Here is a 21,276-nt window from a genome sequence, read left to right as displayed (position 1 = left end):
GGATCCATCCGCCGACGCGACTGCGACACCGCCTTGGAGCGCGAGCACTCCCGCGGTCGCGGCAACGGCCACGACCGCGATCACCTTGCGGTAGCCCATCGAAACCTCCGGAATCGGCGTCGCCTGAGGAGAAGCCCTCACTCGGTACCACCGTGCGACGCAAGCTGGTGATCGCCGCACCCCCGCGACGGTCGGCGGCAGCTTGCCCACACCGCGACGCGAAGTCAACGACCGCGTCGGCGGTAAAACCGGTGTCCCGTAACGCTTCAGTCAACGGCGACGCGCGTGTTCCACGTTTCGCCATCGATCTGCGTCCGGACGCGAGAAGGGCCGCGGTCGCCCGCGGCCCCTTCTCGCTCCGAACCGCTTCGCTAGCTGATGACGGCGAAGGCGTCGACGTCGATCTTCGGGTGACCGGCCGTCCCGGAGACCGTGAGCACGAGCGTGTGCGAGCCCGGGCCGCCCGAGAGCTTCACGAACCGCACGATGCCGGGGCCGCCCGTGGCGTGCGTGTTCACCGTCGCCGCGGATCCACCGTCGATCGCGATGGTCGCCGAGCCGTTGGTCGACGCGACGTTCGTCACGAACCCGACCTGGGTGCCCGAGAAGGTGAACGTCGCCTTCTTGCCCGCGAGGCTCGCCTCCTTGACGTGACCAGCGGACGCGCCCGCCTGCGCGATGCGAGTCCAGCCGGTCGTGTACGCGATCGCGCCGTTGTTCTCCTCGTACAGGTTCACATGGAAGGTCTTGCCGAGCTTGTACGTGGACGTGTTGCCGACGTTGTCGGTCGCGCGCACACGGAATCGGTACGCATGGCCGGCGGGCAGGGAGAGCACCTTGCTCGTCGTGGTGAGCAGCGCGCCGACGTTGCTGTACGCGCCGCCGTCGAGGCTCTCCTGGAGCCGGTAGTTCTTCACGCCGCTCTGGCTGTCGCTCCCGGTCCAGGTGATCTTCACCGGAACGTCGTTCGCGGTGACCGTCGAGTTCTGGATGAGCGACACCTTGGGAACGGTGTCGATCGTCGGCTTGGTCGCGTCGACGCACACGGGTCCGTAGGTGCTGACGGCCGACTCACCGATGTTGTCCCACGCGCGGACGTAGAGCGTGTGGCAACCGTCGACGACACCGGTCGAACCGCTCGTCGCGCCGTGCGCCGAGGCGGGTCCGGTGTAGAACGAGTTGCCCGATCCCGGCGTGGCCGCCGACGACGGGTCGCCGGGATCGGCGTCCCACTGGGCGGTGTAGCCGGACACACCCGACGCCGGTGAGCCCTGGTCGACGATGCTCCACGAGATCGTTCCACCGGTGACCCAGCCGCTCGTCGACGGACCCGACAAGGTCACGAGCGGCGCCGACGCCTCGGGCATGTTCCAGTAGTTCATGGCCCACGCGAGCTGGAGCATGTTCGGCGTGCCCCAGCCGCTCGCGCGGTCGTAACCCGGGATCGCGTTGAAACCTGCGCCGATCTCGTTGGTCGTGGAGCCCGAGGTGATGTCGTAGAAGGCGTTCTTGCCCTGCGCGGCGTGCGTGTTCGCGGCGAGGTAGAGCTGAGTACCCGCCTGGCCGATCGGCGAGCACGGCAGTGTGCCGCCGCCACAGATGTTGCCGAGCTCGAGACCGTACGAGTTCACCTGGGCCATGAAGCCCGCGAACATGGGCGCGGAGATACTCGTGCCCCCGTTCCCACTGAAGCTTCCGCCGTAATAGACGTTCTGGGGGCTGTTGAACCAGTCTCCGTTCAGCGAGACGTCGGGTAGCGCCTTGGCGGTCGAGCCGCAGAACGACGAGATGGACGACTGGTATGCGGGAGCCGCGTACTTGGCGCTGCAGCCACCGCCGGTCCCACCGCCGTTGCCCGCGCAGTTTCCGACATCGCCCCACGCGGTCTGCGAGACGTACTGGCTCGAGCTGTTCAGCTCGAGGTTCGTCGCGCCGATCGCTAACCAGTTCGTATCCGACGCGGGGAACGACACGCTCACGTGCGAACAGTCGGCGTACGCACCGCGGTCGCCGGACGAGTTCAACAGCGTGAAGCCCTGGGCGATCATCGAGTTGAAGATCGCGTGATCGGTGTTCATCGTTGCGTCGGGCGTGCAGTAGATCTCCGCGCAACCCCAGCTCGAGCTCACGACCTTGGCGTGATTGTCGGTGAGGACCTGGTTGTACATGCTGTCGAACGTCGAGAACGCCGCGTTCACACCGTCGTACATCCAGATGTGCGCGGTGTCGCAGAAGCAGCCGAAGCTGTTCGCGAGCGACATCGCCCACTCGAAGTCCATCGTGCCTTCGTAGTCACCCGACGTCGGCGTGCCGCCGACGTTGATGAAGTTGCCACTGACCGCGAGGTACGGGTACGCGGCCTGGAATCCCAGGACGTCGCTGCTCTGGACCACGCCGGCGCTGATGATCGCGATCGACGTCTGGGCCGGCGACTGCGTGCTCGGGTTGTGGAACGGGTTGCAGCAGTTGCTCTGCTTGTGCAGCGCGTCCTCGTCGTAGGCCTGGGACGTGTAGATGTCGGTCGGGTCGTAGTTGCCGTTGCTGATCGCGGGGACGTTGCCCTTCTTGGCGCGCATCGCCGCGTCGAGCTTCGCCTGGCTGCCGTTCTTCTGGATCGAGCCCGCGGCCTGCACCTGCGGACCCGCCGAGTACCGCGTCGACGGGCCGGCGCCTCCGGCGGCGGACGTGAGCGTCGCGACGTTGTCGAGACCGCCGACCGACGTGACGATCGAGCGCAGCGCGCTCGGCACCACCGGGTCGCGATCGTTCGAGAAGACGCTGCGCCCGTTCAGCGTGTAGTCGTTGAGCGTCACGCCGAACGCGGACTCGAGCTGCGCCGCGGTGCCGTCGATGTCGACCAGCAGGCGGTTCGGGTAGCGCTTGGTCACGGTGAGCCCACGCGCGCGAACCCAGTCGACGACCTTCTGCTCCGACGCCTTCGTCGGCGAGAAGCGCGAGTTCCACTCCGTGGCCGTCAGGAAGTGGCGGTAGAGCGCTGAGCTCCGGTCCTGCACGGCGCGCGCGTACTGCTCGGCGCCGGCCTCGTCGCTCGGCTCGATCCCGAGCGTCACGCGCAGCCGCTGCGCGCGCGACAGGCGCCCGACGAGCTTGGCGCTGTGATCACGCACCGCCAGCGGCGTCTGCGACTTGTCGACTGTCTGGGCCGTGCGCGCGGGACCGCCGTCGCGCGCGGCCGCCTTCGTGACCGCGACTCCGGTTCCCCCTTGTAACGCGATCACCGCGCCGGTCGCGATCACTGTCGCGACCGCGACGAACTTACGGGCGTACGCCATGGATCCCCCTCCGTGTTCGACGCGCGTGATGGAAGCCCGTTTCCGGGCAACCCTCGTACGCACGCTGGACCTGATCCGCTGCGCGCCCCACAGCGCTTCGGCTCGGCGGGAGCTTGACGACCGCGCGACACATTGTCAACAACTGGTACCAACGTTCGCGTGAACAAGGAGAGGGCCAGCGGCGCGCGTTCCAACTCTCTCGCCACACCGTCAACGCAAGTGCGCGCCCGCATCACCGCTCGCGGCGCGCGAAGTCATCGCGCCGACTACTGCGGCGCGATGACTCGAACCTGACCGTGCGTCGAGTCGGTCGTGTACGTCGTGTAGTAGAGCGCCGTCGACTGCGCGTAGGGGGCGAACCGCATCGCGATCGGTCCGCCGAGTGCGATGCCGCGCGCGAACACGCTCGACTTCCAGCCTCCGCCGCGTTTCGGCACGATGCGATAGATGCGATTGCACACGTAGTCGCCGAGGAGGTAGCTCCCGTCGTACGCCGGGGCCCAGAGGCCGTCGGGCACGAAGGCGCCACCCGTGATCGCGCCGCAATGCGTCGTCGCGTGCTGGTACGCGAACGTGGGGTTGGTCATCCCGGCCGGAGGCGGGCCGCAGTCGGTCGTCGAACCTTGCGCGCACGGTCCTTCGCGAACGTTCCAGCCGAAGTTCGCACCCGCGCTCGCCGCGTCGACCTCTTCCCACGTCGCTTCACCGGTGTCGTCGACGAACAGCCGCGTACCCGAGGCGTTCGGGTCGAAGGCGAAGCGGAACGGGTTCCGCAATCCGTACAGGTAGATCTCGCGGCAGATCGTTCCGGACGCGACCGGACCGTGGTTGCAGCGCGCGGTGCCCGCACCGACGAACGGGTTGTCCTTCGGGATGCCGCCCGCAGGCGTGATGCGCAACACCTTGCCCTGCAGCGTGTCGAGCGACTGCGCGATCGGGTTGTCGGGTTCGCACGCGGTCAGTCCGACGCGGTAGTCGCAGCCGCCGTCGCCGACGCTCGCGTACAGCATGCCGTCCTTGCCGAAACCGAGATCACCCGCGTTGTGGTTGCCGTGGAACGACTTCATCCCGTCGATGAGGACCTTCTCGCTCGCGGGATCGATCGTGTCTCCGGTCATGGTGAAGCGCGCGACACGATTGACGGGAACGTCGGCGATGTCGTTCTTGCACTTCGCGAACTTCTTGAACGTGTAATAGAGGTACACGAAGCCGTTCTTCGCGAAGTGCGGATCGACGGCGATGCCGAGCATCCCGCGCTCGCTGTTCGTCGCGCAGACCTTGGCCGAGATGTTCAGCGCGGGTGCCGGCAACAAGGTGCCGTGATCGATCACGCGCACGAGCCCCGCTTGGTCGACGACGAGGATGCGCCCGTCGGGCGTCGGCGCGAGCGCGACCGGTCGATCCATCGTCGCGACGAGCACGTCGGTGAACCCCGCGGGCAGCGTCTCGGCGCGCGTGCTCGGCACCGCCGTCGACCCACTCGCGCCGTTCGTGCCGATCGCCAGCGACGCCATCACGAGCGCCGCGACGAGCGCGACGCCGGACCCACGAGCTCGCCACCTCATCGCAACCCTCTCCCCCGATTCTCCGACCCGACGGTATCCCGTCGCGACGGCGTTTCACCGGCCCGCCCCCTGGGCACACGTCAGGGGCGAACCGCCCCGGTGGGCCCACGGAGGTTGCATGAACGTGTCGCCCGGCGACCGCCCGAGCCGGCGACGGCGAGAGCGACGACTGCGCGCACCGATCGGCGCCCTTTTCGTCGCGCTGCCGTGCGCGATCGGAGTCGTCGTGCTGCTCGTCGTCCACCCGGCGAGCGCGCGTGAGCAGACCTTCACCAACGAGCCGAGCACATCGATCCAGAGCGTGTTCCTGTCCGACTGCGCGGTCTGTCACGGCGCGAAGGGGACGGGCACCGCGCAGGGCCCGTCGCTCGAGGGCGTCGGCGCCGCGGCGATCGACTACTGGGTCTCGACGGGACGCATGCCGCTCGCGCCGAACCACCGGAGCAGCGGCCGCATCAGCCGGAAGACTCCGAAGTACTCGCCGACGGAGATCAAGGAGCTGGTCGCGTACGTCGCGAAGCTCACGGGCGGCGGGCTGCCGATCCCCGAGGTGTCGACCGCGCACGCGAACCTCGCAGCGGGCGGCGTGCTGTACCGGTTGAACTGCGCGGCCTGCCACGCGTGGGCCGGCACCGGCGGCGCGCTGCAAGAGCGCGAGGCCCCGTCGCTGTTCGCGTCGACGCCGACGCAGATCGCGGAGGCGGTGCGCACCGGTCCCGAGCCGATGCCGGCATTCGGCGAGGCCGCGCTCGACCAGCAGCAGCTCGACGACGTGGTCGCGTACGTCCGCGGTCTCGACCACGCCGACAACCGGGGCGGCAACCCGCTCGGCCACGCGGGCCCGCTCGCCGAGGGCGCGGTCGCGATCATCCTCGGTCTCGGCGCGCTGCTGATCGCGGCGCGACTGATCGGAACCCGCACGTGACTCCTGGCGAGCGCGACGCACGGAACGCCGCGCGCATCGTCAGCGGCTGCTTCCTGTTGAGCGCGGCCGGCGCGATCGCGCTCATCGTCGTGTACTGGCGCGGCGGGCAGCCGCAGCTCGAAGGCACGTTCCTCGCGGTCGCGTTCCTCTCGCTCGGAATCGGCTTCGTCGTGTGGGCGCATCGTCTGCTGCCGAACACGCCGCGTGTCGAACCGCGACCGCCGCTCGGCACGACGCCCGAGGAGCGCGCCGAGCTCATCGATGACCTCGACCGCGGCGGGGTGCTCGAGCGCCGGCGCTTCCTGCTCGGCGCGCTCACGAGCGCGCTCGGCGCGATCGGCGTGTCGCTGCTCTTCCCCATCCGTTCACTCGGGCCGCAGCCGGGGAACGCGCTCGACCACACGCCGTGGAAGAAAGGGATGCGCGTCGTCACGAGCGACGGCGAGGCGGTCACCGCGAAGAGCGTGCCGAGCGACGGGCTCGTCACCGTGTTCCCCGAGGGGTTCCCGGACTCCGCCGACGGGCAGGCCGTGCTCATGCGCGTCGACCCGTCACTGCTCGAGGGCGCGCGCGGCGGATCGGAATGGGCGCCCGACGGCCTCATCGCGTTCTCGAAGGTGTGCACCCACGCGGGCTGTCCGGTCGGCCTCTACCAGTCGTCGATCCACCAGCTGCTGTGCCCGTGCCACCAGTCGGCGTTCGACGTGCTGCGCGGCGCGGAGCCGACGACCGGTCCCGCCGACCGCGCGCTCCCCCAGTTGCCCCTCATGATCGACGGCGACGGCGTGCTCCGCGCGCGCGGCGACTTCTCGTCGCCCGTCGGTCCGCGCACGTGGAACCTCTCGTGAGCCGGCGCGCGCGCAACATCGTCGCGACCGGCGTCGCGCTCGCGCTCGCCGGACTGTTGCTCGCGGGCTGCGGTAACTCGAAGTCGCCGAACATGCTCGATCCGAAGGGCACCGAGGCGCGCGACATCGCGAGCGTGTGGTGGCTGATGTTCGGGCTCGCGGCGTTCGTCTACATCGTCGTCGGCGGTCTGATCATCTACGCGGTGCGCAAGGGTCGGCGCCGGTCACGTGCCGAGCGCGATGCGAACGACTCGGTCGAGCCCGACACACCGCGCTTCGACGACCACATGGTGCTCTGGGGCGGCATCGTCGTCCCGCTCGTGATCCTGTTCGTGCTCGCGGTCGTGACCGTCACGACGACGAACGCGTTGCGCCGGCCCGCGTCCGACGCGCTGCGTATCGACGTCGTCGGCAAGCGCTGGTGGTGGGCCGTCTCGTATCCGACGACGCACTTCGTGACCGCGAACGACATCCACCTGCCCGCGGGCCGCCCGATCGAGCTGCACCTCACCACCGCCGACGTGATCCACAGCTTCTGGGTGCCGCAGCTCGCGGGCAAGGTCGACATGATCCCGAATCAGGACAACCTCCTGCGCTTCGTCGCGAAGACGCCCGGCACGTACCGCGGCGAGTGCGCGGAGTTCTGCGGCCTCCAGCACGCGCACATGGACTTCGTCGTCGTGGTGCAGTCGCAGGGCGACTACGACCGCTGGGTGGCGGAGCACGCGCAGCCGCCGGTCGAACCCGCGTCCGAGCTCGCCGACGAGGGGCAGGTCGCGTTCGACTCGGAGGCCTGCGCGGGCTGCCACACGATCGACGGCACCCCCGCACAGGGGAAGGTCGGCCCGAACCTCACCGACCTCGGCGAGCGCCCCTATCTCGGCGCGGGCGCGCTCGAGAACACGCCCGAGAACCTGAAGCAATGGATCACGAACGCGCAGAGGTCGAAGCCCGGCGCGTTGATGCCCCCCATCCAACTGTCGTCGGCGAAAGCCAGCGCGATCGTTGCCTACCTCGAGAGCCTCCAGTAGATGACGACGCTGCAAGAACCGGAACCGGTCGCACCGATCAGCGAGGAGCTCGTCGAGAGGGCGTGGAAGGACGCGCCCGGCATCCCCGGCTTCTTCACGACCGTCGACCACAAGCGCATCGGCATCCGCTACATCGTCACCGCGTTCTTCTTCTTCTTCAGCGCGGGCGTGCTCGCACTGTTCATGCGCGCGCAGCTGGCGCAGCCGAACAGCCACGTGCTGAGCGCGGAGACGTACAACGAGTTCTTCACGATGCACGGCACGTCGATGATCTTCTTGTTCAACACACCTGTGCTCGCCGGCTTCGGCAACTACCTCCTGCCGTTGCAGCTCGGCAGTCGCGACATGGCGTTCCCGCGCCTGAACGCGTTCAGCTACTGGATCTTCCTGCTGTCGGGGATCTTCATCTACTCGAGCTTCTTCACCGGCCACCTGCCGAACGGCGGTTGGTTCGCGTACACGCCGCTCACGAGCACCAACTTCAGCCCCGGCATCAACCTCGACTTCTGGGGACTGGGGGTGGTGTTCGTCGGCATCTCGACGACGGTCGGCGCGGTGAACTTCATCGTCACAACGTTCAAGATGCGCGCGCCCGGGATGACGTTGAACCGGCTGCCGATCTTCGTGTGGTCGATGCTCGTGTTCTCGTTCATGGTGATCTTCGCGGTGCCCGCGGTGACGGTCGCCGCGGGGCTGCTCGAGCTCGACCGCATCTTCGGGACGCAGTTCTTCAACCCCGCGCACGGCGGCAGCACGCTGCTCTACCAGCACCTGTTCTGGTTCTGGGGCCACCCCGAGGTCTACATCCTCTTCATCCCCGCGACCGGCATGATCTCGATGATCATCCCCGCGTTCTCGAGACGCGCGCTCGCGGGCTATCTCTGGATCGTCACCGCGCTCGTCACGATCGGATTCATCAGCTTCGGCGTGTGGGTGCACCACATGTTCGCGACCGGTCTGCCCCCGCTCGCGCTGTCGTTCTTCTCGGCGGTGAGCCTGCTCATCACGGTGCCCAGCGGGGTGCAGTTCTTCGCGTGGATCGCGACGATGTGGAAAGGGAAGGTGAGACTCACGACCCCGATGCTGTTCGCCATCGGGTTCCTCCTCATCTTCCTGCTCGGCGGCATCACCGGCGTGATGGTCGCGGTGCTCCCGTTCGACTGGCAGGTCACCGACAGCTACTTCGTCGTCGCGCACTTCCACTACGTGCTGAACGGCGCGGTCGTGTTCCCGATCTTCGGCGCGATCTACTACTGGTTCCCGAAGATGACCGGCCGGATGCTCGACGAGCATCTCGGCAAGATCAGCTTCTGGACGATGTTCATCGGCTTCAACGTGACGTTCTTCCCGATGCACATCCTCGGGTTCCTCGGCATGCCGCGCCGCGTGTACACGTACAGCGGCGACGTCGGTTGGAACTCGTTGAACATGATCGTGTCGCTCGCGTCGGTGGTGTTCGCGGCGGGCACGTTGCTGACGCTCTGGAACGTGTGGCGCAGCTATCGCGGTGGCGCGCTCGCGGGCGCGGATCCATGGGGCGCGGACTCGCTCGAGTGGGCGACGACCTCGCCGCCGCCCGACAACAACTTCGACGCGACCCCGGTCGTCGCGAGTCGCCATCCCCTCTGGGACCAGCGCCCGCTTCCCGTCGCGCGCTCCGGCCCGGATGACGCGACGCACGCGCTCGGGCTCGAGGGCGCGGCGAGCCGCACGGCCGCGCTCACCGGCGGCATGCGCGCGGAGCCCGGCGCCACGTTCCCGATCCCCGAGGAGACGGTGCTGCCGCTCGTGCTCGCGCTCGGCATCGCCGCGTTTTTCGTCGGGCTGCTCGTGAAGGTGGTGCTCGTCGGCGCGGTCGGCGTCGCGATCGGCGTGATCGGCCTGCTCGCGTGGGCGTGGAAGACGGGCGAGGAGCCGTCTTGATCCACTCGCTCCTTCGTCGGCTCGCCGGCGAGCCTCGACGCTCGCAGGAGCGGCGAGCATCAGCGAGGCGGGTATCCCGCCGAGCAGCGAGCGCGACCGGCAGACACCGCTCGCGCCTTCGGCCGCGTGGGAGAAGAACACGTACGGAGACTTCGTCGTGACCTCGTGGTCGGCGGAGACGTTCCCCACGGTTCTGGTCGAGCCGCCCGAGCCGGTGCGGCGCGGCTACGACAAGGCGTGGTGGGGCATGGTCGTCGTGATCGGCACCGAGGGGATGATCTTCATGGTCCTCCTCGCGGCGAACTTCTTCCTGCGCGCGACCGCGAAGCAGTGGCCGCCGTCGGGCACCGAGCTGCCCGAGCTCTTCCAGACGTCGATCTTCACCGCGGTGCTGCTCGGCAGCAGCCTGCCGATCTTCTGGGTCGACTGGGCGATCGAGAAGGGCCACATGCGCTCGGTGCGGATCGGGCTCGCGCTGAGCTGGCTCATGGGCACCGCGTTCCTGGTGCACACGATCCTCGACTTCCAAGCGCTGCACTTCGGCTGGCGCGACTCGTCGTACGGCTCGGTGTACTACGTGATCATCGGCCTGCACGCGCTGCACGTGATCGTCGGCCTCCTCTTCAGCCTGCTCGTGCAGCTCAAGATCGCGCTCGGTCGTATCGATCGCGACCGCCACCTCACGTTGACGGTGTTCAGCCTCTACTGGCACTTCGTCGACGTCGTGTGGATCTTCGTGTTCTCGTCGCTGATCCTCTCGGTGCACTGGCGATGAGCGCCACGGGCACGGTGAAGCGCGGGAACACGATCCACTACCCGGAGTTCCTGGTGTGGACGGCCGCGTTCGTCGGCGTTCCCGCGTGGATCGCGCACCTCGTGTTCGAGGCCGCGATGGTGCACTTCACCGACGAGCACCACGGCTGGGAGTGGACGCTGCACGCCGCGACCGCGGGCACCGCGCTCGTGACGGTCGCGGGCGTTGCGATCTGCTGGGACCTCTACCGGCGCGCCGAGCACGCGCGCCGCGCCGCACCGCCGCTCGCGGAAGACGACGACGCGTCCGACATCGCGTTGAGCCGATTCCTCGGGATGCTCGGCGTCATCGTCGGCGTCGCGAACGTCGTGCTGATCCTCGCCGAAGGCAGCTACGTGCTCTTGGTGAGGCACGGTGGCTGACCTCGGCGCGCTCACTCCCGTCGGCGTGGTCGCCGTCCTGTACGCGATCGGGCTGACGCGCGCACACGTCGACGCGGGTCGCCGGTGGGCGGGGTGGTCCGGCATCGTCGCGCTGGCGGTCGCGCTCGGACCGCCGATCGACGTCTGGGCGGCGACGAACCTGAGCGCGCACATGGTGCAGCACGTCGTGCTGTTGACGATCGCGCCGCCGTTGCTCGTCGTCGGGCTCGCACCGGAGACGATCCTCGCGGTGTCGCCGCGGGCGCAGGAGCTCCTCGCGCCGTTCGCACGGGCATTCCGCCGCGCGCCGCTCCTCGTGTGGACCGCGGCCGCGCTCGCGCTGCAGACCGCCGCGCTCGGGCTGTGGCACGTGCCGTCGATCTACGACGCCGCTGCGACCCACGCGCCGCTGCACGCGGCCGAGCACCTCAGCTTCGTGCTCACCGGCGTCGCGTTCTGGTGGCTGGTCGCGCGCGCCGGCACCGGTGCCGCGGTGATCACGATCTTCCTCGCCTCGCTGCCGGGCACGCTGCTCGGCGCGCTCCTCACGCTCTCGACCGCGACCTGGTACCCGCACTACGCGACCGGATCCCCGACGGCCGCGCTCCAGGACCAGCAGCTCGCGGGCGTGGTGATGTGGGCGGTCGCGGGCATGGCGTACGTGGCCGCAGGCGCGGTGCTGTTCGTGATGTGGTTGCGCGCGCTCGAGCGCCGCTCGCCGGCGCGCGTCACCGTGGAGGCGATCCGATGATCGCCCGGCTGAACCGCTGGCTCGACGAGCGCCTCGGTTCGTCGCGCGCGGTGCGCAAGGCGGTGAACAAGGCGTTTCCGGATCACTGGTCATTCATGCTCGGCGAGATCGCGATGTACTCGCTCGTGGTGCTGATCCTCACCGGCATCTACCTGACGTTCTTCTTCAACGACAGCCAGCACGAAGTGATCTACCACGGCAGCTACAAGGCCCTCGACGGCGTGCGCATGACCGAGGCGTACGAGTCGGTCGTGCACCTGAGCTTCGACGTGCGCGCCGGGCTCGTGATGCGTCAGATCCACCACTGGGCCGCGCTCGTGTTCCTCGCCGCGATCGTCGCGCACCTGTGCCGCATCTTCTTCACCGGCGCGTTCCGCAAGCCGCGCGAGCTGAACTGGATCGTCGGCGTCACGCTGCTGCTGCTCGCGCTCGGAAACGGCTTCGCCGGCTACTCGCTGCCCGACGATCTCCTCTCGGGCACCGGCCTGCGCGTCGCGAACGCCTTCATGCTGTCGATCCCGCTCATCGGCCCCCACCTCGCGTTCTTCGCGTTCAACGGCGAGTTCCCGGGCACGTCGATCATCTCGCGCCTCTACATCATCCACGTGCTCATCTTCCCGGCGCTGATCGTCGCCCTGTTGAGCGCGCACCTCGCGATCCTCTGGCACCAGAAACACACGCAGTTCCGTGGTCCGGAAAAGCGCGAGCGCAACGTCGTCGGCAACCGGCTGTGGCCCACGTACACGGCGAAGTCGATCGGGCTGTTCGCGATCGTCGCGGGCGTGCTGTCGGCGCTCGGCGGGCTCGCGCAGATCAACCCGATCTGGTTGTACGGGCCGTACGACCCCGCGGCGGTGAGCACCGCGGCCCAACCCGACTGGTACCTCGGCTGGACCGAGGGCGCGATCCGCATCTTCCCGCCGTGGTTCCTGCACATCGGCCACTACGGCGTGCCCGAGGTGTTCTGGCCATCGATCGCGCTGCCGGGTTTGACGTTCGCGCTGCTCTACGCGTGGCCGTTCCTCGAACGGCGCTTCACGCACGACACCGCGGAGCACCATCTGCTCGACCGGCCGCGCGACCGCCCGGTCCGCACGGCGATCGGGGTCGGCGTGCTGATGTTCTACGTCGTGCTGCTCGTCGCCGGCGCGCAGGACCTGTTCGCGCAGTGGTTCAACCTGTCGATCCTCTCGGTGACGCGCACGCTCCAGGTGCTCGTGTTCGCGTTGCCCCTCGCCAGCGCGTTGGTCACGTGGAAGCTCTGCCGCGACCTCGGGCGGGCGGAGCCGCGGCCGTGGGAGGAGGACCCGTTCGAGCCGGATCCGCACGAGGACGACCCGGTCGCCCCGGAAGAGTCGCCGATCACCATCGGATCGTGACCCGTCTCGGCGAGGTCCGCATCGGCACGTCGGGTTGGGTGTACCGCGACTGGCGCGGGCCGTTCTATCCGCGCGACCTGCCGACGAAGCAGTGGTTCGCGCACTACGCGACCGAGTTCGACACCGTCGAGATCAACAACACCTTCTACCGGATGCCGGACTTCGAGACGTTCGACCAGTGGAAGCGACAGGCGCCACCCGGCTTCGTGTACTCGCTCAAGCTCGGACAGTTCGGTTCGCACCGCATGAAGCTGCGCGACGCGCAGAGTTGGCTGCCGAACCACGTCGAGCGCGCGCGCCGGCTCGGACGCGCCCTCGGTCCGACGCTCGTGCACCTGCCGCCGCGCTGGCGTGCGAACGTCGAGCGACTCGACGAGTTCCTTTCGGTCGCGCCGCGTTCGATGCGCTGGGCGGTGGAGCTGCGCGACGCGTCATGGCTGCGCGACGACGTGTTCGACGTGCTGCGCGCGCACGGCGCCGCGCTCTGCCTGCACGATCTGCTCCCGCGTCACCCGCGTGTCCTCACGACCGACTGGACATATCTCCGGTTCCACGGGCCCGCGGCGTTGGAGCAGAAATATGTCGGCCGCTACGGCGGGCGGCGACTCACGCGTCACGCCGACCGGATCGCGTCGTGGCAGGCCGACGGCATCGACGTGTACGCCTACTTCAACAACGATTTTCACGGCGACGCGATCCTCGATGCGCACTGGCTGCGCGAGCGGGTCGCGCGCAACGCGACACGTTTGTCGCCGGGAACCGGCGGGCACGCCAGCTAGATCCTGCACTGACGGTCGCACTCGCTACGGGCCGCGATACCCGGCCCGCGGGCGCTCGCCGCTCCTGGGCTCGATCAGGCTCGATCAGGCTCGATCAGAAAGGACCCCGTTCATGCGCCGTTCTCGTACCGATCGGTCCAGCCGACCGAGCGTCGCCTCCGGTCTCGCGCTCTTCGCACTGCGGGGCGTGCTCGGCGGGTCGCTCGTCGCCCACGGCTCGCAGAAGCTCTTCGGAGCCTTCGACGGTGAAGGCTTGGAGAACACCGCGAAGATGTTCGACGACAACCTCGCGCTCGAACCGGAGCCCTTGATGGCCACGGTCGCGGGGGTCTGCGAGATGGGCGGCGGCGCGCTCGTCCTCGCCGGTCTCGGCGGGCCGGTGGGGCCCGCGGCGATCGCCGGCACCATGACCGTCGCCGCGCGCACCGCGCACGCGGGCAAGCCGTACTTCGCGCAGCGCGGTGGTCCGGAGCTCGCGATCACGAACGCGGCGATCGCGACCGCGCTCGGTATGACCGGCTTCGGCCGGTTCAGTCTCGACGGTCGTCACCGCGGGTGGTACCCGGTCGTCGTGCGCGTCGCCGCGCTCGCCGCGGGCTTCGCGGGCGGCGCCTGGATCGTCTCGCGCGCGCGGAGCGAGCAGCTCGCTCGCGAGCGCGCGCAGTCCGACGCGAGCACGGACGCGAACGAAGATTCGTACGTGACCGCGGGTTCTCTCGCGACCGAGCGTGTGCGACAATCAGCGCGCTGATCCGATCGGATTCGGAAGCATCACCAGCCACCCCCCAGCCGCAACGTTCTCGCCTTCGATCGATACGTCGCGGCGTCAACGACTCGCGCGTTCGCGCGCGTGCCACGGAAGGAGTCTCGATGGACGTACAGGTCGCCCGGAATCCTCAGGGCGAGATCGACGTGGACGCGCTCATGCCGCGTGAACAGCGCGCCGAGGTGCGGGCGCTGATCGACGAAGGCCGCGCGCTGCTCCCGACGATCGCCGAATGGGGACGGCGGGCGCGGCCGCTGCTCGACCAGCCGTACCCCGACGAGGTGTTCGAGGACGAGGCGACGAACGCGGCGGTGATGACGGCCACCGGGCTCGCGGAGCTCAACGACGTCATGTTCCTCATCGCGCTGATCACCGGCGACCCCGAGGCGCCGCCGAGCGCCGCCGTCGTGCACCGGCTCTTCCACCAGTACGCCGACCTCGTCGGCGATCAGGCGCCTGCCCGCGCCTGAGCCTTCTTCATCGCGCGCCGGGCGCGCTTCCAGATCGTGGGCCACTCGACGCGCCGGGCGCGGCGCTCGTCGGCGAATGACGCGGCGAGCCGGCCCGCGGCGAACGCGAGCTCGGGGCGATCGGTATCGGCCGCGGCCGCATGGAGCCACGCCTCCGCGACGACGGTGTCCTGATGGTCGCCCAGCACTTCCTGGAGATCGGCGAGCCGGCGTGCCGCGCGTGCGGCCCGTCGGCCCGCGATCGGGGTCAGCGCCTCGAACGCGTACCGCGCCTGCTTCGCGCGCTTGCGGACCTCGTGGAGATCGGCGTCGGCGGGCTCGTCCGGGAGCCGCCGCACCGCCTTTCGGAGCCGCTTGCACGAACGCTCGAGGAGCGCCGCGAGGTGCAGGCGCGCCGGCTCCTCGGCGAGCGCGTCTCGAACCCGTGGTGACATCGCCGCGTCGACGAGCGCGTCGAGGAGGCGCGCGTAGCGCGCGCCGCGCATCGCGGCGAGCAGATCGTCGCGGTCGCGCGCTCGCTGCGCCCGGAGTCGGTCGAGCAGCTGCCGCGCATCGCCGTGCTCGGCCTCCGACAGCCAGTCGACCTCCGCTTCGAGCCGTTCGAGCAACACGTCGGCGTCGCGAACGCGGCCGAGGTGCTCGCCCATCCACCGCAGCTCCGCGCGCAGGGGCTCGCTCCACGATTCGTCGAGCGTGGGCGCCAGGGTGCGCAGGTCGGAACGCAGCCGTCGCGTCGCGACGCGGGCCTGGTGCACGCCTTCAGGGTCGTCCGACACTCGCACGACGGGGTCGTGGTCGACGAGACGTTGCACGCTCCGCGCGATCGCGAAGCGCGCGAGGCGGGCGAGCGTCGCGTCCGCCGCCGGCGCGGATGGCACGACGAGATCGGGTGGTGCCTGCGCGCGCGGCCCGAGGGCGCGCACGACCTTGGGCATGCCGTCGGCAGATTCGACGCCGACCAACCGCAGGCGGTGGAGGAGGTCGTCGAACTGCTTTCCATCCGCATTCGAGCGCGCCTCGATCTCGACCTCGTGAAAGCGCGTCGTCCGGCCGTCCCGGTCCTCGGTGGTGACGGTGTCGTCGTCGACCTCGACGAGTGGATGGCCGGTGCCGTCGACCACCACGAAGCGACGCCGCGCCGTGTGCACGCGCGCCACCTCGAGCACCGGGCGCGAGCGCGTCCATGCGAGCACGAGGTCGGTCGCCGCCGCCGGCGGTGCACCCGCGACTCCCGCGATGGAGTGCTCGTCGCGCACGAGCGCGTCCCCGACTCGCGGACGCGGGATCTTCACCGTCCAGCCGTCGTCCGACCGGAAGCGCAAGCTGGCCCCCGCGCGCGCCAGCGCGAGGTCGGCAGTGTCGAAGTAGACGGCGTCCTGTTCGACGGTTTCGACCGACCAGTCCGCGATCCCGTCGAAGAGCACCGCCGGTTCGGGCAGGCGCGCCCGCGGGTCGAGCAGCAGCTTGACCTCGCGTTCCTGCACGGCCTACCGGTCTACCCGTTGTCGAGGCGCCCGGAAGCCTCCGTCTCGGCCCGCAGCCGCTTCGCGAGCGCGGGCGTGAGCGCGCCGCGCGGCAGCCGCCAGCGCCAGTTCCCCGTCGCGCGGCCCGGAGTGTTCGTGCGCGCCTCACTGCCGAGACCCAACAGGTCCTGCGCGGGAACGATCGAGATGGCGCCTCGCGACGCGAGCGCGAGGCGTGTGAGCATCCAGTGCGGGTCGTCTTCGACGATCCCGCGCGCGTCGAGCGCGCGCCGCACTCCGGCGCGCTGTGGCTCCGACGCGCCGCGCCACCAGCCGACGGTCGTGTCGTTGTCGTGCGTGCCCGTGTAGACGACGTCGTGCTCGGTCGGCTCGTTCGGCGGGCGGTTCACCATGTCGCCCTGGAATGCGAACTGCATCACGACCGACCCCGGAAGGCCGAGCTCCGAGCGCAGCCGCTCGACCGCGGGCGTGATGAGCCCGAGGTTCTCGGCAACGAGCGCGAGGTCGCCGAGCTCGGCGCGCGTCGCGTCGAACACCGCGCGGCCCGGACCGCGCGTCCACCGCCCGGCGCGCGCGGTGCGGTTGCGTTCCGGGATGAGCCACGCGGCGACGAAGCCGCGGAAGTGGTCGATGCGGACCGCGTCGACCAGCTCGAAGGTGCGGGCGAAGCGCTCGATCCACCAGCGGTAACCCTGGCGCCGCAGCTCCGACCAGTCGTACACCGGCGTGCCCCAACGTTGACCGGTGGCGCTCCAGTCGTCGGGCGGGACGCCGCCGACGAAGCCGGGTCGGAAGATCTCGGGCGTCGCACGGTGATCGGCGCTCCCGGCCGCGACGGCGAACGCCATGTCGCCGAGGATGCGCACACCGCGCGCGTTCGCGTGCTCGCGCACGCGATGCCACTCGCGCGCGAACCGCACCTGGTCGGCGAGCGCGCCGGGACCCGCGTACGCGGCCCACGCGGCCGCCCACGATCCTTGGGTCGCGACGAGCTCGTCGATCTCTGCACTCGTCACTCGCGCGTCAGGTCGCGCGAGCCACGTCGGCGAACCCGCGAACGCGGAGGTCGCGGCGTACGGCGAGCCGTGCTCGTCGGGCGGGCCGAAGGGCAGGATCTGCCACCAGCGCTGCCCCGCATCGGCCATCCAATCGAGAAACTTGAGCGCGTCGTCGCCGAGCACACCGCCGGGTAGTGCGGCCACCGGCAAGAGCACGCCGCCCTCACGCCCGAATCGCACGGTTCGGATTAGGAGGCGACGGTCGCGGGCATGCTCGGTGCGTCATGCCCGAACGGACGCCGAAGGAACCGCGCGCCCCGCGCCTCGTCTTGTCCGACGTGCGACCTCAGGTCGACTGCGCGCGATATGCGGTGAAGCGCGTGAGCGGCGAGACGGTCGACGTCTCTGCTGTCGCGATCACCGACGGTCACGACATCGTGCGCGCCGAGCTCGGCTACCGCGCTGCGGGAACGCGGCGCTGGACGCGCGTGCCGATGCTGCCGACGGTCGAAGACAGCGACCGCTTCGCCGCGAGCTTTTTGGTCGACGCGCCCGGGCTGTGGGAGTTCACCGTCTCCGCGTGGATCGATCGCGCCGCGACGTGGCGCGACGAGTTGCGGCGCAAGGTCGATGCGGGTCAGGCCGACGTCGCGGGTGAGCTCGCGGAGGGCGCGACGTTGCTCGCGGTCGACATCCCCGACGCCGAGACCGGGCTCGCGACCACGGCGAGCGTGATCGAGTCGAAGGTCTCGCTCACGCGCGCGCTGCCGGTCGTCGTCGAGCGACCGATCGCGGCGTTCGGCGCGTGGTACGAGCTGTTCCCGCGCTCCTTCGGCGGCTTCGCGGGCGTCGAGCGCGCGCTCCCCGAGATCGCCGACCTCGGCTTCGACGTCGTGTACCTACCGCCGATCCATCCGATCGGCACGACGAACCGCAAGGGCAGCAACAACACGCTGAGCGCGGCCGCCGCCGACCCCGGGAGCCCGTGGGCGATCGGTGGTCCCGAGGGTGGTCACAAGGCGGTGCACCCCGACCTCGGCACGCTCGCCGACTTCGACCGCCTGGTACTGCACGCGCGCGAGTTCGGTCTCGAGATCGCGCTCGACTTCGCCCTCCAGTGCTCGCCCGATCATCCGTGGCTCAAGAAGCATCCGGAATGGTTCTCGTGGCGCGCCGACGGCTCCATCAAGTACGCGGAGAACCCGCCCAAGCGCTACCAGGACATCGTGAACTTCCGCTTCGACGGCCCGAAGTCGAAGCAGCTGTGGGAGGCGCTGCTCGGCGTCGTGCAGCACTGGGTCGCGCACGGTGTGCGCATCTTCCGCGTCGACAACCCGCACACGAAGCCGTTCGCGTTCTGGGAGTGGTTGATCGCGTCGGTGCACCGCGAGTCGCCCGACGTCGTGTTCCTCGCGGAGGCGTTCACGCGTCCCGCGGTGATGAGCACCCTCGCGAAGCTCGGCTTCAGCCAGTCGTATACGTACTTCACGTGGCGCAACGACGCGCGTGAGCTCGCCGAGTACGTCACCGAGCTCGCGGGTCAGTCCGACTGGTTCCGCCCCAACTTCTTCGTGAACACGCCCGACATCCTGCACGAGTACCTGCAGCACGGCGGTCGGGCCGCGTTCGAGGCGCGCACCGTGCTCGCGGCGACGCTCTCGCCGTCGTGGGGTATGTACTCGGGATTCGAGCGCATCGACAACGTCGCGGTCGCGCCCGGGAGCGAGGAGTACCTCGATTCCGAGAAGTACCAGCTGCGCGTGGGCAAGGTCGGCGGCGCGTTGAGCTCGCTCGTGCGCCGCTGCAACGAGGTCCGGCGCGCGTCACCAGTGTTCCGCCGCGTCGACAACGTCACGTTCCTCGCGTCCGCGAACGACGCCTTGCTCGCCTACGTGAAACGCGAAGGGCGCGATGCGGTGATCACGTGCGTGAACGTCGACCCGGTCACGTACTCCGAGGGTCTGGTCCACGTACCGGAGTGCTTCAGCACGCCGGTCTTCGGTGTCGTCGACCTGCTCTCGGGCGCGGAGTACGAGTGGCACGTCGGTGGGAACTACGTGCGGCTGCCGCCCGGAGGAGCCCACGTCCTGGCGGTCCGATGACCACCGGCGAGCTCATCCTCCCGCGCCACATGATCGGCGACCTCCGCCGGCACCTGTCGACGCACGACACGACCGAGCCGACGCGCTGGTTCGAGTCGGACCCGATGTGGTTCCAGCGCGCGGTGTTCTACGAGATCCACATCCGCGGCTTCTCCGACGGTAACGACGACGGCATCGGCGACTTCCTCGGGCTCACCGACCGGCTCGACTATCTCCAGTGGCTCGGCATCGACTGCATCTGGCTGCTGCCGTTCTACGCCTCGCCGCTGCGCGACGGGGGCTACGACATCTCCGACCACTACGCCGTGCATCCCGACTACGGGACGATCGAGCACTTCGCCAACTTCGTCGAGGGCGCGCACCAACGCGGCATCCGCGTGATCGCCGACCTCGTCATGAACCACACGTCGAGCGACCACCACTGGTTCCAGGAAGCGCGTGATCCCGACTCCGCGCGCCACGACTGGTACGTGTGGTCCGACACCGACGACAAGTACAAGGAAGCCCGCATCATCTTCGTCGACACCGAGAAGTCGAATTGGACGTGGGATCCCGTCGCGGGCCAGTACTACTGGCACCGCTTCTTCTCGCACCAACCGGATCTCAACTTCGACAACCCCGAAGTGTGCGACGCGATGATCGACGTCATCCGGTTCTGGCTCGACTACGGGCTCGACGGCTTCCGCCTCGACGCGGTGCCGTACCTCTTCGAGCGCGACGGCACGAACTGCGAGAACTTGCCCGAGACGCACGCGTTCCTGCGGCGCGTGCGCGAGATGGTCGACACGGAGTACCCGGACCGCGTGCTGCTCGCGGAGGCGAACCAGTGGCCGGCCGACGTCGTCGAGTACTTCGGAAGGAGCGACGAATGCCACATGGCGTTCCATTTCCCCGTCATGCCCCGACTCTTCATGTCGATGCGGCGCGAAGAGGCGATGCCGATCGTCGAGATCCTCGAGCAGACGCCCGCCATCCCGCCGAACACGCAGTGGGGTCTGTTCCTGCGCAACCACGACGAGCTGACGCTCGAGATGGTGACCGACGACGAACGTGACTACATGTACAACGAGTACGCGAACGATCCGGCGATGCGGCTGAACCTCGGGATCCGCCGCCGGCTCGCGCCGCTGCTCGAGAACGGTCGCGACGACATCGAGCTCGCGACCGCGGTGCTCTTCTCGCTGCCCGGAAGCCCGATCCTCTACTACGGCGACGAGATCGGGATGGGCGACAACATCTACCTCGGCGATCGCGACGGAGTGCGCACGCCGATGCAGTGGACCGGCGATCGCAACGCCGGTTTCTCGCGCGCCGACTTCGCGCGCCTGTATCTCCCTCCGCTGATGGACCCTGTGTACGGCTTCCAAGCGGTGAACGTCGAGGCGCAACTGCGCACGTCGACCTCGCTCCTGCGCTGGGTCCACCGTTTCATCGCGCTGCGCAAGGAGCACCCGGTGCTCGGGCAGGGCGACTACGAAGCGCTGCGCCCGGCGAACGGACGCGTGTTCGCGCACCTGCGCACGCTGGAATCCGAGATCGTGCTGTGCGTGCACAACATGGCGCGTTCCGCGCAAGCGGTCGAGCTCGACCTGTCGCGCTTCGAAGGGATGATCCCCGAAGAGATGTTCGGCAAGACGCGCTTCCCGCGCATCGGCACCCTTCCGTACCTGCTGACCCTCGCGGGGCGCGGGTTCTTCTGGTTCACGCTCCAGAGCGACGATCCCGCGAGAACGGGCGGCTCGCAGCGCGAGCCGTCCGACTCGAAGGCTGAGGCGTCATGAGCCGC

At 69.2% G+C, this 21,276-nt stretch carries 17 protein-coding genes; 13 read left to right on the top strand and 4 right to left on the bottom strand.

Annotated elements, in window-relative coordinates; all coding sequences use genetic code 11:
- Positions 1-371: 371 nt before the first annotated feature.
- Both VH914_20870 and VH914_20865 read right to left on the bottom strand, forming a co-directional pair.
- On the bottom strand, positions 372-3,293 hold the full coding sequence (locus tag VH914_20870; protein HEX4493669.1) for a protease pro-enzyme activation domain-containing protein: 2,922 nt from the start codon (positions 3,291-3,293) through the stop codon (positions 372-374).
- Between the two features lie 266 nt (positions 3,294-3,559).
- A complete protein-coding gene (locus VH914_20865; protein ID HEX4493668.1) occupies positions 3,560-4,858 on the bottom strand; it encodes a PQQ-dependent sugar dehydrogenase in 1,299 nt (432 codons plus the stop codon).
- Between the two features lie 118 nt (positions 4,859-4,976).
- On the opposite strand from VH914_20865, the gene VH914_20860 reads away from it, so the two are divergent.
- From VH914_20860 to VH914_20810, 11 genes are all read left to right on the top strand, one after another.
- A complete protein-coding gene (locus VH914_20860; GenBank protein HEX4493667.1) occupies positions 4,977-5,783 on the top strand; it encodes a c-type cytochrome in 807 nt (268 codons plus the stop codon).
- Positions 5,780-6,631, top strand: a complete 852-nt coding sequence (locus VH914_20855) for a Rieske 2Fe-2S domain-containing protein (protein ID HEX4493666.1) — start codon at positions 5,780-5,782, stop codon at positions 6,629-6,631. Before VH914_20860 ends, VH914_20855 begins: the two co-directional genes overlap by 4 nt.
- Complete coding sequence (gene coxB, locus VH914_20850; protein ID HEX4493665.1) at positions 6,628-7,662, top strand: cytochrome c oxidase subunit II; 1,035 nt, start codon at positions 6,628-6,630, stop codon at positions 7,660-7,662. Before VH914_20855 ends, coxB begins: the two co-directional genes overlap by 4 nt.
- A complete protein-coding gene (gene ctaD / locus VH914_20845) occupies positions 7,663-9,585 on the top strand; it encodes a cytochrome c oxidase subunit I (GenBank protein HEX4493664.1) in 1,923 nt (640 codons plus the stop codon). It abuts the gene before it with no gap.
- A 157-nt stretch (positions 9,586-9,742) separates the two neighbouring features.
- Positions 9,743-10,360 (top strand): heme-copper oxidase subunit III, encoded by a 618-nt coding sequence (locus VH914_20840; GenBank protein ID HEX4493663.1) that lies wholly within the window; start codon positions 9,743-9,745, stop codon positions 10,358-10,360.
- Positions 10,357-10,761 carry a hypothetical protein gene (locus VH914_20835; protein HEX4493662.1) on the top strand — a complete coding sequence of 135 codons (405 nt, stop codon included), beginning with the start codon at positions 10,357-10,359 and terminating at the stop codon, positions 10,759-10,761. The genes VH914_20840 and VH914_20835 overlap by 4 nt, the downstream gene beginning before the upstream one ends.
- A complete protein-coding gene (locus VH914_20830) occupies positions 10,754-11,512 on the top strand; it encodes a cytochrome c oxidase assembly protein (GenBank protein HEX4493661.1) in 759 nt (252 codons plus the stop codon). Before VH914_20835 ends, VH914_20830 begins: the two co-directional genes overlap by 8 nt.
- Complete coding sequence (locus VH914_20825) at positions 11,509-12,891, top strand: ubiquinol-cytochrome c reductase cytochrome b subunit (GenBank protein ID HEX4493660.1); 1,383 nt, start codon at positions 11,509-11,511, stop codon at positions 12,889-12,891. The genes VH914_20830 and VH914_20825 overlap by 4 nt, the downstream gene beginning before the upstream one ends.
- Positions 12,888-13,670, top strand: coding sequence for a DUF72 domain-containing protein (locus VH914_20820; protein HEX4493659.1), 783 nt, complete (start codon positions 12,888-12,890; stop codon positions 13,668-13,670). The genes VH914_20825 and VH914_20820 overlap by 4 nt, the downstream gene beginning before the upstream one ends.
- 112 nt (positions 13,671-13,782) lie before the next feature.
- A complete protein-coding gene (locus VH914_20815; protein HEX4493658.1) occupies positions 13,783-14,421 on the top strand; it encodes a DoxX family protein in 639 nt (212 codons plus the stop codon).
- A gap of 119 nt (positions 14,422-14,540) precedes the next feature.
- The gene (locus VH914_20810; protein ID HEX4493657.1) at positions 14,541-14,906 is read left to right on the top strand and encodes a hypothetical protein; all 366 of its coding nucleotides are present in this window, start codon (positions 14,541-14,543) and stop codon (positions 14,904-14,906) included.
- On the opposite strand, the gene VH914_20805 is transcribed toward VH914_20810, so the two are convergent.
- Positions 14,885-16,390, bottom strand: coding sequence for a CYTH and CHAD domain-containing protein (locus VH914_20805; GenBank protein ID HEX4493656.1), 1,506 nt, complete (start codon positions 16,388-16,390; stop codon positions 14,885-14,887). The two genes, VH914_20810 and VH914_20805, sit on opposite strands and share 22 nt — an antisense overlap.
- Before the next feature lie 11 nt (positions 16,391-16,401).
- Positions 16,402-17,628, bottom strand: a complete 1,227-nt coding sequence (locus VH914_20800; GenBank protein ID HEX4493655.1) for a 4-alpha-glucanotransferase — start codon at positions 17,626-17,628, stop codon at positions 16,402-16,404.
- A 44-nt stretch (positions 17,629-17,672) separates the two neighbouring features.
- On the opposite strand from VH914_20800, the gene VH914_20795 reads away from it, so the two are divergent.
- Together VH914_20795 and treS are read left to right on the top strand one after the other, a co-directional pair.
- Positions 17,673-19,490, top strand: a complete 1,818-nt coding sequence (locus VH914_20795) for an alpha-1,4-glucan--maltose-1-phosphate maltosyltransferase (GenBank protein HEX4493654.1) — start codon at positions 17,673-17,675, stop codon at positions 19,488-19,490.
- A gap of 104 nt (positions 19,491-19,594) precedes the next feature.
- On the top strand, positions 19,595-21,271 hold the full coding sequence (gene treS, locus VH914_20790; GenBank protein HEX4493653.1) for a maltose alpha-D-glucosyltransferase: 1,677 nt from the start codon (positions 19,595-19,597) through the stop codon (positions 21,269-21,271).
- Positions 21,272-21,276: the final 5 nt, after the last annotated feature.

This window comes from Acidimicrobiia bacterium (assembly GCA_036271555.1).
Classification (GTDB): Bacteria; Actinomycetota; Acidimicrobiia; order IMCC26256; family PALSA-610; genus DATBAK01.
This window is presented reverse-complemented; position numbering and strand designations above follow the sequence as displayed.

Bases quoted from the DNA above. Each gene is read 5' to 3' on its own strand.
- VH914_20815 (HEX4493658.1), top strand. From the start codon at position 13,783: ATGCGCCGTTCTCGTACCGATCGGTCCAGCCGACCGAGCGTCGCCTCC.
- VH914_20870 (HEX4493669.1), bottom strand. From the start codon at position 3,293: ATGGCGTACGCCCGTAAGTTCGTCGCGGTCGCGACAGTGATCGCGACC.
- VH914_20835 (HEX4493662.1), top strand. From the start codon at position 10,357: ATGAGCGCCACGGGCACGGTGAAGCGCGGGAACACGATCCACTACCCG.
- ctaD (HEX4493664.1), top strand. From the start codon at position 7,663: ATGACGACGCTGCAAGAACCGGAACCGGTCGCACCGATCAGCGAGGAG.
- treS (HEX4493653.1), top strand. From the start codon at position 19,595: ATGTGGTTCCAGCGCGCGGTGTTCTACGAGATCCACATCCGCGGCTTC.
- VH914_20795 (HEX4493654.1), top strand. From the start codon at position 17,673: ATGCCCGAACGGACGCCGAAGGAACCGCGCGCCCCGCGCCTCGTCTTG.
- VH914_20825 (HEX4493660.1), top strand. From the start codon at position 11,509: ATGATCGCCCGGCTGAACCGCTGGCTCGACGAGCGCCTCGGTTCGTCG.
- VH914_20865 (HEX4493668.1), bottom strand. From the start codon at position 4,858: ATGAGGTGGCGAGCTCGTGGGTCCGGCGTCGCGCTCGTCGCGGCGCTC.
- VH914_20810 (HEX4493657.1), top strand. From the start codon at position 14,541: ATGGACGTACAGGTCGCCCGGAATCCTCAGGGCGAGATCGACGTGGAC.
- VH914_20860 (HEX4493667.1), top strand. From the start codon at position 4,977: ATGAACGTGTCGCCCGGCGACCGCCCGAGCCGGCGACGGCGAGAGCGA.